The organism is Mycobacterium sp. (assembly GCF_032161845.1).
In the GTDB taxonomy this organism is placed as follows: domain Bacteria; phylum Actinomycetota; class Actinomycetes; order Mycobacteriales; family Mycobacteriaceae; genus Mycobacterium.
In genome coordinates, this window is sequence record NZ_JAVRQA010000366.1 from 1 (window position 1) to 16042 (window position 16042).

General features: G+C 67.8%; 11 protein-coding genes and 1 tRNA gene. 4 read left to right on the forward strand and 8 right to left on the reverse strand.

All coding sequences use genetic code 11. From position 1 onward, the window contains the following. Positions 1 to 72 precede the first annotated feature (72 nt). Positions 73 to 1650, reverse strand: coding sequence for an adenylate/guanylate cyclase domain-containing protein (locus QOD90_RS19890; protein ID WP_526352552.1), 1578 nt, complete (start codon positions 1648 to 1650; stop codon positions 73 to 75). A gap of 93 nt (positions 1651 to 1743) precedes the next feature. Between QOD90_RS19890 and QOD90_RS19895 the strand changes: the two genes are divergently transcribed. The 3 genes from QOD90_RS19895 (at position 1744) to QOD90_RS19905 (ending at position 5131) form a co-directional block, all read left to right on the forward strand. Further along, positions 1744 to 2964 carry a DNA polymerase III subunit delta' gene (locus QOD90_RS19895; protein ID WP_526352553.1) on the forward strand — a complete coding sequence of 407 codons (1221 nt, stop codon included), beginning with the start codon at positions 1744 to 1746 and terminating at the stop codon, positions 2962 to 2964. 75 nt (positions 2965 to 3039) lie between these two features. Next, positions 3040 to 3112: transfer RNA gene (locus QOD90_RS19900), tRNA-Thr, on the forward strand. 408 nt (positions 3113 to 3520) lie between these two features. After that, on the forward strand, positions 3521 to 5131 hold the full coding sequence (locus tag QOD90_RS19905; protein ID WP_526352554.1) for a glycosyltransferase family 39 protein: 1611 nt from the start codon (positions 3521 to 3523) through the stop codon (positions 5129 to 5131). 61 nt (positions 5132 to 5192) lie between these two features. Here QOD90_RS19905 and QOD90_RS19910 read toward each other — a convergent pair whose 3' ends face one another. Both QOD90_RS19910 and QOD90_RS19915 read right to left on the reverse strand, forming a co-directional pair. Further along, a complete protein-coding gene (locus QOD90_RS19910; RefSeq protein ID WP_526352555.1) occupies positions 5193 to 5564 on the reverse strand; it encodes a carboxymuconolactone decarboxylase family protein in 372 nt (123 codons plus the stop codon). Positions 5565 to 5574: 10 nt separating this feature from the next. Then, entirely contained in the window at positions 5575 to 7305 is a 1731-nt protein-coding gene (locus QOD90_RS19915) for a hypothetical protein (RefSeq protein ID WP_526352556.1), read from the reverse strand. A gap of 125 nt (positions 7306 to 7430) precedes the next feature. On the opposite strand from QOD90_RS19915, the gene QOD90_RS19920 reads away from it, so the two are divergent. After that, positions 7431 to 8372, forward strand: coding sequence for an NAD-dependent epimerase/dehydratase family protein (locus tag QOD90_RS19920; RefSeq protein WP_526352557.1), 942 nt, complete (start codon positions 7431 to 7433; stop codon positions 8370 to 8372). Between the two features lie 52 nt (positions 8373 to 8424). On the opposite strand, the gene QOD90_RS19925 is transcribed toward QOD90_RS19920, so the two are convergent. From QOD90_RS19925 to QOD90_RS19945, 5 genes are read right to left on the reverse strand one after another with little or no spacing between them, the layout of a single operon-like run. Then, a complete protein-coding gene (locus QOD90_RS19925) occupies positions 8425 to 8766 on the reverse strand; it encodes a DUF2304 domain-containing protein (protein WP_526352558.1) in 342 nt (113 codons plus the stop codon). After that, positions 8763 to 9473, reverse strand: coding sequence for a polyprenyl-phospho-N-acetylgalactosaminyl synthase PpgS (gene ppgS / locus QOD90_RS19930; protein ID WP_526352559.1), 711 nt, complete (start codon positions 9471 to 9473; stop codon positions 8763 to 8765). Before ppgS ends, QOD90_RS19925 begins: the two co-directional genes overlap by 4 nt. Positions 9474 to 9494: 21 nt before the next feature. Then, entirely contained in the window at positions 9495 to 10799 is a 1305-nt protein-coding gene (locus tag QOD90_RS19935; protein WP_526352560.1) for a lipopolysaccharide biosynthesis protein, read from the reverse strand. Continuing rightward, positions 10766 to 12097: a M1 family metallopeptidase gene (locus tag QOD90_RS19940; protein ID WP_526352561.1), complete on the reverse strand. Its 1332-nt coding sequence runs from the start codon at positions 12095 to 12097 to the stop codon at positions 10766 to 10768. Before QOD90_RS19940 ends, QOD90_RS19935 begins: the two co-directional genes overlap by 34 nt. Beyond that, positions 12094 to 16026 (reverse strand): Pls/PosA family non-ribosomal peptide synthetase, encoded by a 3933-nt coding sequence (locus QOD90_RS19945; RefSeq protein WP_526352573.1) that lies wholly within the window; start codon positions 16024 to 16026, stop codon positions 12094 to 12096. The genes QOD90_RS19940 and QOD90_RS19945 overlap by 4 nt, the downstream gene beginning before the upstream one ends. Positions 16027 to 16042: the final 16 nt, after the last annotated feature.

Below are 16042 nucleotides of genomic sequence, written 5' to 3' on the forward strand. Positions count from 1 at the left end.
GGCGCCCGCGAAGAAGGCCGCCAAGAAGGCGCCTGCCAAGAAGGCAGCCGCCAAGAAGGCCGTCAAACCCAGCTAGCGCGGAAGCTGGCCGGGCACGGCGAGATTCAACGGCCGTGCCAACTGCGTCGGAGCGCGACGGCCGCGCAGTTCGACGATCTCCCCGACGTCCCAGCACAACGCCTCCGCATCGAGGGCACCGCTGACGGCGATGGCCGACGCCAGCACATGGCCTTCTTCGAGCTTCGCCAACTCGGTGAGGCGAGCGGCCTCGTTGACGGGGTCGCCAATCACGGTGTACTCGAAGCGCGCCTGGGCGCCGATGTGACCGGCGATGGCCCGACCGGCGGAAACGCCGATGCCAAAGTCGGTCTGGCCCAACACCTCTAGGAGCCCGTCGTGCAGTTCGCGGGACGCGGCCAGGGCGGCACCGGAGGCGTCGGGGTGCTCGATCGGCGCGCCGAAGATGGCGAGTGCGGCGTCGCCCTGGAACTTGTTGACGAAGCCGCCGTGCCGGTTGACGCTGTCGACGATGACGCGGAAGAACTCGTTGAGCAGGCTGACGACCTCGGCCGCCGGTCGGGTCGATGCCAACTGGGTGGACCCGACCAGATCGACGAAGAGGACGGCGACGTCGCGTTCCTGGCCGCCCAACTCGGTGCCGCGTTCGAGTGCACGACGAGCGACGTCTTCGCCAACGTAGCGACCGAACAGGTCCCGAAGCCGTTGCCGTTCGGCGAGATCGCGGACCATGTCGTTGAAACCGGCTTGCAGCAGCCCCAGTTCGCTGGCGTCGTAGATCTGCATGTGGGCGTTGTAGTTGCCGCGCTGCACTTCCCCGAGGGCCCAACGCAATTGGCGCAGGGGGTCGGCGATGGACATGGAGACGAGTACCGTGCCCGCCAGCCCGATGATCAGCGCGGCGATCGCCAGCAACAGCAGCGGGGTGTTGAGCCGCTCTGCTGGCGCGGTGAGGATCTCGAACTTGCTGGCCACCAGTGCCAACACGATGGTGAGGACGGGCACGCCCGTCGACAGCACCCAGGTGAGCACCTGACGTTGGATCACGCCCGGCGCCCGGAAGCTCTCCGGCACGCCGCCCCGCAGTGCGGCGACGGCGACCGGCCGCAGTACGCGCTCGGACTGCAGGTAACCGATGATCGCCGTGGCGGTGGCACCGAGGGCCGTGGCGACGGCAACGACGGGGGCGGAGCGGCTGGCCACGGGCCAGCTGGCGACGATGAAGACGATCGAGCCGAGGCACCAGTTGGAGACGCTGATGACGGACCGGTAGTAGGGCATCCGCAGGGCCCGGACCCGAGCCAGATCGGTGACGAGTGGGTCGCTGGTTCCCAGCAGCCCATCCCGACGCTGCCACCGGATCACCGGGAGCAGCAGTCGCAGGGTGATCCACGCGCCGACGTTGAACGAAAGGAAGAGGTAGCCAAGGAAGATGGCCAGGTTGAGCGTGGGGAGGTCGCCCAGCTGGATGCGGTCCTCCGAGGGCAGGCCGAACCGCAGGAACCCGAGCACGAACAGCGCGCCGATGATGTCGGCCTGCAGCATGCCGAGGCCGAAGACCGGCCACGGCGTGCGCGCCACCCACCGAACGAATGCGGTGATTCGCCCGATCGGTGGTGCCTGCGCGGTCATTCGACAACCGTATCGGTCCCCGGGGACCGATACGGGCGCTGTTCACCGGCGTCTTCGCCGAGTGTCGCCCCGGAGCACTAGGGTGACCTCTCGATGAGCGGTGTTTTCTCGCGTCTGGTCGGTCAGGACGCCGTCGAAGCCGAGCTGGTTGCTGCCGCGCAGGCGGCTCGCGGTGATTCGGCTCACAACCCGCTGGCCGCGGGTGCCATGGGTGGCCGCATGACGCACGCGTGGCTGATCACCGGGCCGCCCGGCTCCGGCCGATCCATCGCGGCGGTGTGCTTCGCCGCGGCCCTGCAGTGCACCTCCGACGGTGTGCCGGGGTGCGGCGAATGCCGCGCCTGCACCACCACGATGGCCGGCACTCACGGTGACGTGCGGCGGATCATCCCCGAGGGCCTGTCCATCGGCGTCAGGGAGATGCGCGACATCGTCCAGATCGCGTCGCGGCGGCCAAGTACCGGGCGCTGGCAGGTCGTCGTGGTCGAGGACGCCGACCGGCTCACCGAAGGCGCTGCCAATGCGCTCCTCAAAGTGGTGGAGGAGCCGCCGGCGTCGACGGTCTTCCTTCTGTGTGCGCCGTCGGTCGATCCCGAGGACATCGCGATCACCCTGCGGTCGCGCTGTCGCCACGTGGCGTTGGTCACCCCACCCCTCGATGCGATCGCCAGGGTGCTGATCGACAACGACGGTTTGGACGAGAAGGACGCCAGGTGGGCGGCGTCGGTCAGCGGCGGTCACGTCGGCCGGGCGCGCCGCTTGGCCACCGACGATCAGGCCAGGACGCGCAGGGAACGCGCACTCGGTCTGGCCCGTGACGCGGCGACGCCGGCGCGGGCCTACGCGGCCGCCGAGGAGTTGGTGGCCACCGCGGAGGACGAGGCGAAGGCTCTCACGGGTGACCGCAACGAGGCCGAGACCGAGGAGCTGCGGACGGCCCTCGGTGCCGGCGGCACGGGAAAGGGCGCCGCGGGTGCCCTGCGGGGTGCCGCCGGAGCCTTGAAAGATCTTGAGAAGCGCCAGAAGTCGCGGCAGACACGGGCGTCGCGCGACGCCTTGGACCGTGCCCTGATCGACCTGGCGACGTACTTCCGCGACGCGCTGCTGGTGTCCTCAGGGGCCGATGCCATCCAAGCCAATCACCCGGACATGGCGGACAAGGTCGCGGCGATGGCAGCGCACGTTCCGCCCGATCGACTGCTCCGCTGCATCGAGGCGGTGCTCGAATGCCGCGACGCGCTGGCGGTGAACGTCAAGCCGAAATTCGCGGTGGACGCCCTGGTGGCCACCGTCGGGCAGGCCCTGCGCGGCTGACGTTCGCAGCTTTGACGAAGCGAATTGGGTACCGGGCACCCGCTCACGTAGACTCGTCCCGCCCTAGCGGCAATTGCCGCCTTAGCTCAGTCGGTAGAGCGTCTCACTCGTAATGAGAAGGTCCCGGGTTCGATTCCCGGAGGCGGCCCAGACAAATAACGGGCTGGGACGGAATGACTGCTCCTCGGTGCTCGGCTCCGTCGGCGCAGTGGGGCGTGACGTGTGACAAGTCAGCACGACCGCGACTTGAACCCGGCGGCCGGACCGCCACCCTTTTGCGAAGGGACCAGGCCAGGGTCAACTTTCAATATCGCCAAGGCGAACGACTTTTGGCAACCGTCGCCAGTGTGCGGTCGGGCGGAGCTACTGAGGCTGCGCGGTGAGTCGCTTGTTGCTGTTCCTCCCGCGATGTCGCGGATGACTTGGAGTACCGCGGTGACGTGAGAGTTGCCGCCGCCCGTAGCTGAACAGGGTGATGAGTTGGCTGCAGCCTCAACCGACGGGTCGAGCAAATGAAGTAAATACGGCAGGGTGGTGGGCTAAAGTCCCGTTTTCAATGGCCGCGACGGGTGAACCTGACACCGACACAGGGGAGCGCGGCAAGCCGGCTGAGCAGAGGCGGACCCCGCCTTGGGCGGTACCGATCGTTGGTGGCACCGCGGATGCTCTGCTGATCGGAATCGTCGCGGCGGTGATCAGCGCGGTCGGCGCCGGCAACCCGTCATTCTGGTACGACGAGGCGGCGACCATTTCAGGTGCGACCCGCACCCTGCCCGAACTTGCGCGGCTCATCGAAGACAGCGACGCAGCCCATCCCTTCTACTACTTGATGATGCACGGCTGGTTCGATCTCGTGCCTCGAACCGAGTTCTGGGCGCGTGTGCCGAGCTGGGTCGCAGTTGGTGTCGCGGCCGGCGGACTGGTTGTCTTGGCGCGGTTGTTGTCAACGCGGGCAATAGCCGTTTGTGCGGGGATCATATTCGCCATCCTCCCGCGCACGACGGCGGCTGGAATCGAAGCGCGCCCATATGGCCTCACGTGCGCGGCAGCGGTCTGGTTAACCGTTGTGCTGGTCATTGCCGTGCGGCGCGACCGGGTCTCGAGCTGGCTCCTGTACGCGGTCCTATTGGCGTTATCGGCACTGCTGAACGTCTACTTGGTGCTGATGGTCGTCGTTCATGGATTCACCTTGCTGGTTCTGCGGGCAGCGCGACGACAGTACGGTGCGTGGCTAATTGCCGTCGGCGCAACGTGCGCACTACTCGTGCCCTACTTGCTCTTCTTGAAGGGACAGTCAAATCAGCTGAGCTGGATCGCGCCGCTGAGCGATGACACCATCGTCGATGTCTTGGTCAATCAGTATTTCGAATACTCGATACCGTTCGCTGCTAGCGTCGGCGTGCTGATTACCGTGACGGTGCTCGTACCGTTTTTTAGGCGGCGATGCAGCTCAATACCGGCAAGCGGCCAACTGCTCCTCTTATGCGCCGGTTGGTCCGCCATTCCCACGACCGTCATCTTGGCCGTATCCGCGGTGTCGCAACCTCTTTATGTGGATCGCTACCTAACCTTCACTTCGCCGGCCATAGCTCTAGCGCTTGCCATCTGCGCGGTCGGCATCGGGCAGAGGCGAACGGGTATCGCTTTGATCATCTCCATCCTCGCGCTGGTCTCGATTCCGAACTATGTCCGACAGCGTGGGGATTACGCCAAGACGGGAATGGACTACAGCGCGGTGGCCGATTTGATCGCCAGGCAGGCATCGCCGGGCGATTGCTTGCTGCTCGACGACACAGTCGACTGGGAGCCGGGTCCGATCCGACCGCTCGTTCAAGCCCGGCCCGACGCCTATGAAGATCTCGTCGATGTGGGGGCCGGCCGATCGGCGACCTCGATGGGCACTCTTTGGGACGAAAATCTCGCGCCGTTCACAGTTGCCTACCGGATTGCGAGATGCTCGACGATATGGACTGTCTCGCAGAAAGATTCAACACTGGCGGCGCACGAGGCGGGATTCGCACTTCCGCCCGGTCCGCGATTTGCGACGGCGAATGCCTTCTGGGTTCCGCGTGAACTCGGCTTCCGACTGGTGGAGCGGTGGCAGTTCAACCTCAGCCAGGTCACCAAGGCGATCCGCCAAGGGCGGGACTCGGCCGTCGGTTCATGATCGCCTCCATGGGGTGGACGATTCGATCCCACGGAGGCGGCCCTCGTTCAAACCCAGGCGATCAGTCCTCGGCGAGCGCCCTCACGGCGGCGTTCCGCGCCGAGGACGCTGCGGGGAAGCCCGCGTACCCGCTGGCGTGGTAAATCACCTCGGCCAGTTCCTCGTCCGTCAGGCCGTTGGTGCGCGCGATCTTGAAGTGCGCTTCGAGTTCGTCGGTAGCGCGCAACGCGATGAGCATGCCCAGCGTGACGAGGCTCCGATCGCGGCGGCCGAGGCCGTCGCGCGTCCACAGCCTGCCGAAGACGCTCTCGACGCCGATGTCCATCAGTTCTGGCGCGAAGCCGTCCTGCCCGAAGTCGACGTCTCCTTCGGGGAGGACGCCTGGTAACAACTCGCGGAATACCTTCAGGCCCTCGTCCCGTAAGTTAGTCATGCTTACCACCTTAGGGTGGTGCTACGTACCCCACCGGGCCGGACGCCAGGCACACCGACAATGCGGAGGTGTTGGCGCTGGCGACGACCGCGTCCCCGGCACCGGACAGCCGGACGAAGACGCGGTTGAGTCCGGGGTGCACCGGCACCCTGGTCGCGTCACCGTCGGACAGCGCGAACGTCATCGAACCGTCGCTGTTGGCCAGGTAGTTGATCTCGGCCGTCCACTCCGTAGGCAGCATCGGGCCGTCGAGCGGCATCCGGACGGGAGCGTCGGGCTGAACGAGGTAGCCGCACTGGGGCTTCGGCCCTGGCAAGGTGTGGCGCACCCACGTCACCTGGGCGTCGACCAGGTGACCCTTCCGGTCGAAGGTACGCAGATTCGTTGTGCTGGTGCTGAACTCGGGTCGGTTCTGCACGAGGGCGAACACGTGACTGAACAGATTGTCCGGCCACGCGAAGCGTTGCAGGATCAGCGGATCGACCTCCTGGTCGAGCAGCGGTGCCGTGGTGGCGGCGTCGGCCTCGGCAAGGCTGGCCAGCACGTTGGCGACGTAGGAGCGGGTCGGATTGTCGAGCCATCGCGTCGTGAACGTGACGGTCGAGTACCCGCAGCTGACCACGAAGAGAGCTGCGCAGGAGACGACCACCGCAGCGCGCGTACGCGAGGCGTCCAGCCGGGCCGACGACGCCCGATTCGGCGCACAGAACCCGATGGCGGCCAACAACGCCAGCACCACGGCCAGGTCGGGAAGATAGCGCAGCGTCTGGGCCAACTCGATGGCGGTGAATCGCGACGACCGCATGAGGTATATCGGCAGCTGACAGGCCGCGGCATACGCCAACGCGGCCAGCCAGAGCGTGCGGGCGTGTTCCTTGCGTGCGACGGACACGGCGACGACGGCCGCCAGCACCAGCCAGCCGACCACCATCACGGGCCACTGCGGCAACGCCCACGGCGACGACGGTGCCCAACGCTCCCACTGCCACGGTCCACCGATCAGGGCAGGCACGATGCCGTGTGTCATTGACCGCGCCAGCAGGTCTCCGGTCATGGGGATGTCGAGTGTCCAGCGGCGTTGGTCGACGACGACCAGATAGACGCCGATCCATCCGGCCGTCAGTACCCCAGAGGCCGTCCACAGTCGAAAACCGCCGTGCCACACCGTCTTGCACGCCGCTCGGTCGCCAAGCGCGTAGGCCAGCAGTGCCGTGACGGCAAACGCGACGAAGGGAATGACCGCGGCCTTCTCGAAGAACAGCAGCCCGAGGAAGAACACGGCAGTGCCGGTGAGCGCATAGCGCTGATTGCCGGTCCGGATCAACAGGATCGCGTCGGCGCAGACCCACGCCATGGCCGCGATCATCGGCAGCGCATTCAGGGCGGCCGCCCACCAGGCGAACGCAGGCAGCGCCAGCGGGGTGAAGAGCGCGAAGGTCAGCGGGATCAGCAGCACCGGCCGCCACCCGAGAATCACGTGCAGCGCGCGAAGCATCGCCAGCGACGCCACGAGCTGCAACACCACCAGGCTGATGGCGGGACCGATCCAGCTGAACGGGGCGAGCTTGGCGATGCCGCCCGCGACGAGGAAGGCGGCGGGCATGACGTGGCCGTCGTGATCGTCGAATAGATACGCCGGCGCCAGCAGGTTGTGGGTGCCTGCCCTGGCGATCAGGATCAGGTCGTCCCAGTAGAAATAGCCATGGAACGCCAGCACCGCACGGGCTGCCGTCTGCGCCACGATCAGCAAAACGGCGGCCCAGTCTACCCAATGGTCCCCGGGTCGCCGAAGGAGTCCTGCCCACGCCCGCCGAATCACCGCTGCCGACTGTACGGACCGCTCCTCGGCGTCGGTATGGTGACCCGGTGCGCACACTCGTCACCGGGGCCGCAGGCTTCATCGGATCAACGCTGGTAGATCGACTGCTCGCCGACGGTCACACAGTCATCGGCGTTGACGACCTCAGCTCGGGCAACAGCGTCAACATCGTCGGTGCGGAGCGCCATGACACCTACGAGTTCGCCAAGGCCGACATCGTCGACGCCGACCTGCTCGGTTTGATCGCCGACACCAACCCCGAGGTGATCTTTCACCTGGCGGCGCAGATCTCGGTCTCACGCTCGGTCGAGGACGCGCAGTTCGACTCCAGCGTCAACGTCGTCGGCACGGTGCGACTCGCCGAGGCGGCGCGCAGGGCGGGGGTTCGCAAGATCGTCCACACCAGTTCGGGCGGCTCGGTCTACGGCGTCCCACCGGTCTACCCGACCAGCGAGGACGTGCCCGTCAACCCGGCGTCGCCCTATGCCGCCAGCAAGGTCTGCGGCGAGGTGTACCTCAACATGTTCCGCAATCTGTACGACCTGGACTGCTCGTTCATCGCGCCCGCCAACGTCTACGGGCCACGGCAGGATCCCCACGGCGAGGCGGGCGTCGTCGCGATCTTCGCCAAGGCCCTGCTCTCGGGTAGGTCGACGAAGATCTTCGGTGACGGCTCCGACACCCGTGACTACGTGTTCGTCGACGACGTGGTCGACGCGTTCGTGAGAGCGGGCGGCGAGGCGGGCAGCGGGCTGCGCTTCAACACCGGCACCGGAGTCGAGACCTCGACACGTCAACTTCACACGGCAATCGCCGCGGCAGCCGGTGCGCCCGACGAGCCCGAGCTGCATCCACCGCGCCTCGGCGACGTTCGGCGGTCGTGCCTCGACAACAGCCGGGCCAAGGCCGTTCTCGGGTGGGCGCCGGAGGTGCCGCTCGCCGACGGCATCGCACGGACGGTCGACTTCTTCCGCGTCCAACTCGAGTGATTTCGGCGTGCGCACCGGCGCTCTCCGCCGGTAGGCGCACCCAAGTTCGGGGTTAGCGGGTTTCGGGGACGCGCGCGCCTTCGAGCGCGACCGCGCGGGCGAGCTGCGCGTACTTCAGCTCGAGATCCTTGAAGCGCATGTAGGTGCTGATCGTGGTGAACAGGAAGGCCACGATCAGCGCGTACTCGAGCAGATCGGCTCCGCGGGCGACGCCGAGCCAGTTCGCCACCACCGTGGTGTCGTCGGGTCGGACGATCGCGTACACGGCGGCGAGGACGAACAGGACGTAACCGACCTTCACCCACGCCTTGGCTTGCGCGCTGCGCCGCGACCGCAGCAGGTACACCAGCAGCGTGACGATTGCCACGATCAGCAGAACTTGAATCCAGTTCATCGGCGCATCCTCTTCCGCAGCAGCCCGTCGAAGATGATGTTGACGCCGTTCACCAGCGGCTGACCCTTCGACATCGAATAGTCGGTGTACAGAATCTCGACGGGTTCTTCGGCCACCCGCCAACCGTTTTCGCCGATCACGGCGACGATCTCGCTGGCGTGCGCCATGCCGCTCATCGTCAGGTTGAGCCCGTCGGCGACGGTCTTGTTGAACACCCGCAGACCGTTGTGGGCGTCGGTCAGTCCGAGCTTGCGACTGCTTGGGCTGAGTTTGGCGATCAACGGGAACAGCACGCGTCGCAACGCAGGCATGTTGTTCGGCGTGCTGTCTGCGAAGCGGGTGCCAACCACGATGTCGAGATCTTCTGCGCGCAGACGGTCGATCATCCGCAGCACGTCCTGCACGCGGTGCTGGCCGTCGGCGTCGAAGGTGGCGAAGACCTTTGCGCCCGGTCGGCTGCGGGCGTACTCGATGCCGGTCTGGATCGCGGCGCCCTGACCGAGGTTGACGGGGTGACGCACGACGTGCGCGCCGGCCTGCCACGCCTGGTCGGCGGTGTCGTCGCGGCTGCCGTCGTCGACGCACACCACGTTGTCGAAGACGGAACGAACGTCGGCGACGACGTCGGAGATGACGGTCGCCTCGTTGAAGGCCGGGATCACGATCCACACGCCTTCATAACGGCTGTCGTAGGGGTTGCCTCGCATGTCAATCCGAAAACTACACGGTTACGTCGCGGGCACTCTGGCCAGCGCGACGACGTGCACGGCGATTCCGACCAACGGACCGCACAGCAGTGCCGCCACGGTGCGGGTCTCCAACGGCCAAGGCAGGAGCAGCAGCACCGTCGACGCCAGCGTCGCGCTGATCCATCCGACGGCGTACGCCCGGTGCAATGCCGCGGCGACCGTCGCGGCACCGGTCAGCGTCAGCAGCGCGATCATGACCGCCGCGGCGGTGAACCAGGCCAGCAGTGCGCCGCCCAACTGATAGCCGGGTCCGAAGGCAGTGCGCAGCAGCCATGGCCCCAAGAGTCCGGCGACCAGGACCGCCGCGGCGCCGAGAATGGCCAAGACGGCCACCGGCGCCACCAACGACCGCAGCCGGCGTTGCCGTTGGTCAACGAAGTGCGCGATCAGATTCCCCTGCATTGCCGTCAGGGGCACCAGCAGTGGCGCCCGAGTCAGGGTGACCCCGAGGATGACGACCCCGCCGGCCGCTCCGAGGTCCGCCGACGTCGCCTTGAGCAGCACGGGGAAACCCATGATCAGGATCGCGCTGGCCCCCGCCGCCGCGATCGAGTGCGACGCGCCGCGCAGAAAGACTGCCGTCGTGCCTGGCGTGACGAGGCGGGCCGCGGCGCGGGAGGACGGGGACGCCAGCAGCAGCAACAACCACGCGAAGGCCCCGGCGACCGTCGCCCACAGGTAGCCGACGAGGCCCCAGCCGAGCAGGAACGTGATCGTGGCGACGGTCACCCGCATGGCGGCGTCCCCGACGATGAGCGTCCCGTACTGCGACCAGCGGTCGACTCCTGCCAGCATGCCAAGCAGCGTGGCGTGCACGCAGAATCCGGCCAGCCCGCCGGCCAGCAGGGCGACGCTCAGCAGCCGGGACTCGGCGAATACGTGCCAGGACCACAGCGGCGAGGTGCCGACGATCGCGACCGCAGACACCAAGCCGACACCCGCCGCGACGCGAGCGGGGCTGGAGCGGGGTCCGTCGAAGTTCCCCAACTGTCTGGCCTGGCGGACCTCGCGCGTCGACTCCTGAAGCAGCCCGTTGGAGGCGCCCGCGAACAGTCCGAAGGCGCCCCAGAACACCGCGAAGACCGAGAAGCCGGCCGGTTCGAGGTTCCGCGCGGCGAGGTAGAGCACCGCATATCCGCACAGCGCGCTGATGACCGTTGCCGCGCCGACCCGGATGACGCTGCTCCTGGTGACGGGCCCCTGGGAGGGGTCCGCCGGTCCGCTGGACGGGATCGAGACCGCGCCGTCGGTCACAGGTCTGGGACGTCGGTCGAGTACAGCCATGCCCGCCACAGCGGGCGCAACGAATCGTCGGCGTAGTTGGCGGCAAGCCCGGTGAAGTCGTCGGTGACCGCAGTGCCGTGGCGGTGCCGAGTCGTCCAGTCCTGCAACAGCTTGAAGAAGTTCTCATCGCCGATGGCAGTGCGCAGCACGTGCAGGGTGAGCGCACCGCGCTTGTAGACCCGGTCGTCGAACATGTCCCGCGGCCCCGGGTCCGACAGCAGCAGATCCTGCGGCGAGTTCTGTAGGCGATGGTGGTAGTGGCGGGCGTGCTCGTCAGCGGTGCGGCCGCCGGATTCCTCGGACCACAACCACTCGGCGTAGCAGGCGAAGCCCTCGTGCAGCCAGATGTCCCGCCAGCGTCTGGCGGTGACCGAATTGCCGAACCACTGGTGCGCGAGCTCGTGCGCGATCAACCTCTCGGCGTGGCGGCTGCCATCGCAAAAATTGGCGCCGAAGATCGAAATACCTTGTGCCTCAAGTGGAATCTCGAGATCGTCGTCGGTGACCACCACGGTGTAACCGTTCGACAGCGGGTAGGGGCCGAACAGCTTGACGAAGAGCTTCATCATCTGGGGCTGACGTCCGAAGTCGTGTTCGAAGTCGTTGCGCAAGCGTTGCGGCAGAACGGCGTTCATCGGCACCGGCGACTTGGCGAGCCGGTGATGTTCGTAGGGTCCGATCTGCAGCGTCATCAGATACGTCGAGGTGGGCTCGGGCTGCTCGTAGGTCCAGGTGGTCATCGCGGCCCTGGTCCGGCGGGACTCCAGCTTGCCGTTGGCCAACGCGAAGTAGGGGTTCTCGCACGAAATCGCGACGCGGTAGCTGGCCTTGCTGCTCGGATGGTCATCGCACGGGAACCAGGATGCCGCGCCGTTGGGCTGACCTGCGACCAGTGCGCCACTGGTCAGCTCCTCGAATCCGACTTCACCCCACAGGGATTGGATGGGTTTCGGGGTGCCCCCGTAGCGCACGGTGATCGAGAGTGCGGCACCGGCGGGCAGGGCCGAGGACAGCGTGATGTTCAGTTTTCCGCGGGTGCGGCCGAAGTTCGCGGGCCGGTGGCCGTTCACCGAAACCTTCGACACGGCAAGCGCGTCCGACAGATCCAGGCTGAAGGCCTTCAGCGACGCAAGTGTCACCGCGGTAATGGTGGCGGTGCCGGCGAGCCGGTTGATGTTGACCTTGTACTCGAGGTCGAGTTCGTAGCGCGAGACTCGGTAGCCGAAGTTGCCGTTGCCGGGAAGGTAGGGGTCGATGACGGGTGGGGTTGCCCCTCCCGACTTCTTGAAACGCGTCACGCGGCGTCTTCTCCGGCGTTCTTGGTGGTCTTGGCGCCCGAGGCGCCACGCTTCTTTCGCTTCGGGCCCCACGGCGCGATCGGGTTGCCCTGCCAGCGCGACGACGGCGGCACCTCGTCGCCGCGCATCACCAGCGACGCGGGGCCGACGGTGGCACCCGCCCCGATCTTCGAGGCAGGCAGTGCCACGCAGTGCGGCCCGAGCGTCGCCCCGTCCTCCACGGTGACGGTGTCGAGTCGCATGATCCGATCGTGGAACAGGTGGGTTTGGACGACGCAACCGCGGCTGACGGTGGCGCCCTTGCCCACGGTGACCAGGTCCGCCTCCGGCAGCCAGTACGTCTCGCACCAGACTCCGCGACCGATCGAGGCGCCAAGGGCCCGCAGCCACAGATTCATCACCGGAGTTCCGCTTGCCGCCCTGGCGAACCATGGCGCGGCCACCGTCTCGACGAACGTGTCGGACACTTCGTTTCGCCACACGAACGACGACCACAGCGGATGTTCCTTCGCCGCGATGCGCCCCACCCACAGCCACTTGGCGAGCACGGCGATGGTGCCCGCCACCGCGCCGGTGACCAGCAACACCAGCCCGCAGGCGAGTGACGTCCACAGCCACCCGAATTCGATTGCCAGCGCTTGCAACCCGCCGAGCACCGCGACGCCGATGGCGAACGTGATGATCATCGGCAGCACCCGGCACGTCTCGACGAGGCCGCGGAGGAGTTTGAGTTTGTGCGAGGGGTGAAAGGTGCGCAGCGCGTCGGCCGCCGTCGGTTGCCTGCGCAACCGGATCGGCGGGCTGCCAAGCCACGACGAGCCCGCCTTGGCCTTGTGTGGTGTTGCGCTGAGCACGGCGACCAGCCCGTCGTTGGGGACGCGGCGGCCCGGCTGGGTGATGCCCGAGTTGCCGAGGAACGCGCGCTTGCCGATGGTCGCCGTGGCGATGTGAATCCAGCCTCCGCCGAGTTCGTAGGAAGCGACCATGGTGTCGTCGGCTAGGAAGGCGCCGTCCTCGACGACGGTGAACTTCGGGGTCATCAGCGTCGTCGAGATCTCGGTGCCACGGCCGATCTTCGCGCCGAGCAGTCTCATCCAGCCCGGTGTCAGCAGGCTGGCGTAGATCGGGAACAGGTAGTTGCGGGCGGCGTCCATCAATCGTTCGGTGGTCCACAGCTGCCAACCGACCCTGCTGCGCACTGGGTGGTAACCCTCGCGAAGGCCGATCGCCATCAGTCGGACGCCGAGCACCGTCAGCAGCGCGTAGAACACCACTGCGACGACAGTGGCGACGGGGGTCCAGGCGAGCGCGGCCCCGACCGCGTCCGCCAACGAGACGCTGTCGCGGATGGCCCAGCCCACCACGGCGAGCCCCGCGCCGAGGGCCAGCAGTGGTACCGCGCCGAGCAGGATCGAGGTGACGCCGTACATCGCCACCCAGAGTGGCGCCCGTGGCGGTCGCTCGTCGGGCCACGGATGGCGTGCCTTGCCGGACTTCATGGCTGGCGAGCCCTTCCAGTACTGGCCTGCCTTCACCTTGCCGACCACACCGGATCCCGGTGCGACGTCGGCGTTCTTGCCGATCACGGCACCGGGGAGCAGCGTGGTCCTGGCGCCGACGGTGGCGTCGTTGCCGACGCTGATCGCTCCGACGTGGAAGAGGTCACCGTCGATCCAGTGGCCGGTGAGATCCACCTCCGGCTCGATGGAGCAGCGATGGCCCAGCGTCAGCATTCCGGTGACGGGCGGGGACGAGTGCAGGTCGACACCCTTGCCCACCCGATTGCCGAGCGCGCGGGCGTAGTACACCAACCATGGTGCGCCCGCGAGGTTTTCGGCACCGCTCGCCGCCCCGAGGCGCTCGGCGAGCCAGACCCTCAGGTGGACGGTGCCGCCGCGGCGGTAGGTGCCGGGTGCCAGGCTGCCGATGAGGATGCGCGCGCCGACTACCGCGATGGTCATGCGGCCCAGTGGAGTGACGAAGACCCCGAAGCCCGCCAGCAGCAGCCACCAGTCGACGGTCACCGCCCACGGCAGCAGCTGCCACCTGGCGGCGACGTCGTTCAGCAGTGCCAGCCACACCACCCACTGCATGCCCGCCAACGTGGCCAGTGGCACCGATGAGACGACCTGCGCGAGCTGCGTCAGCCGGGAAACGGGTGCGACGACGCGGGTTTCGACGGCAGGCGGAGGGTCGAGCTCGTCGAGGTAACCGGCCAGCGAGCCGAGCCGGGGGTGGTCGTACAGGTCGGCGACCGTCACCTCCGGGTGCTTCGCTCGCAGCGCGGCCACCAGTTGCGCAGCCGAGAGCGAGCCGCCGCCGAGCGCGAAGAAGTCCTCCTCGGGTCCGGCGACCGGGGCGGCGAGCACGTCGCGCCACAGCCCGGCCAGCCAGCCGGTGGTGCCGCTGAGGTCGTGATCGTCGCCGGTGTCGCCGAGTGAGTTCGCCAACGGCCAGGGCAGCGCGTCGCGGTCGACCTTGCCCGAGGTTCTTGTCGGCAGTTCGTCGAGGAGGACGAGCCTGGGCACCAGCGCGGCGGGCAGCGAGTCGGCAAGCGCTTCGCGGGCGACCGCGAGATTGAACTCGGGGTCGGCGCTCGCGATGTAGCCGACCAGGAGGGGAGTGCCGCTCGGGGTCCGCCGGACGGCGGCCGCACCGCCGCTGACGCCGGGCAGGTTCATCAACGCCGAGTCGACCTCGCCGAGTTCGATGCGCCGACCGCCGACCTTTACCTGGTCGTCGGCGCGGCCCTGGAAGTAGAGGCCGTCCGATTCCAGCCGGACCAGGTCGCCGCTGCGGTAGGCGCGCGACCACTCCAGGGTGGGCATCGGCGCGTACTTCTCGGCGTCCTTGTCCGGATCGAGGTAGCGGGCCAGGCCGACGCCGCCGATCACCAGCTCGCCGACCTCGCCGAGGGTGACCGGGTTGCCGCCGGAGTCGACGACGGCCAGGTCCCAGCCCGGCAGCGGTAGGCCGATGCTGACGGGACCGCTGCCGAGGGGGGCCAGGCACGCGACGACGGTCGCCTCGGTCGGGCCGTAGGTGTTCCACACCTCGCGGCCAGCCGAGTCAGGGCCCGTCGCCAGCCGGTCGGCGAGTTCGGGCGGGCATGCCTCGCCGCCGAAGATCAGCAGCCGCACGGCTTCGAGCGCCTCGGCGGGCCACAGCGCCGCCAGCGTCGGCACCGTCGACACCACCGTGATGTCGCGCGACACCAGCCACGGACCCAGGTCCATGCCGCTCCGTACCAGCGAGCGGGGAGCGGGCACCAGACACGCGCCGTACCGCCACGCCAGCCACATCTCCTCGCACGACGCGTCGAACGCCACGGAGAGGCCCGCCAGCACCCGGTCGCCAGGACCGATGGGGTTGTCTCGGAGCAGGACCATGGCCTCGGCATCGACGAACGCGGCGGCATTGCGGTGCGTCACCGCCACGCCCTTGGGGGTGCCGGTGGAGCCGGAGGTGAAGATGATCCAGGCGTCGTCACGGACGAGTGGCTTGCCGGCGCGCCAACCGCGGGACGAGCCAGGTCCGCGGATCAGCCCCTGCTCGGTGATGATCGCCACCACCCCGGCTTCGCCGAAGACCAGATCGGCTCGCTCCTGGGGATCGTCGGCATCGACCGGCACGTAGGCGGCGCCGGTGGCCAGCGCCGAGAGGATGGCGACGTAGAGCGCGTAGCTGCCCGACGGCATCCGGATGCCGATCCGGTCGCCGCGACCGATCCCCCGCGCGGCCAGCCACGCCACGCTCTCCTCGATGTCGGCGATCAGCTCCGAATACGTCAGCTGTACGTCGCCGTCATCGAGTGCGGGGGCGTCGGGATGACGTTCGGCGGTCGCGTGCAGGATGTCGATCAACGTGCGTGGTTCCGGCGCCGATGGTGACAACAGGTACTGCGCGGGGATGTCCGGCCGGGGGTCCAGTGTCACGGGTACAAAC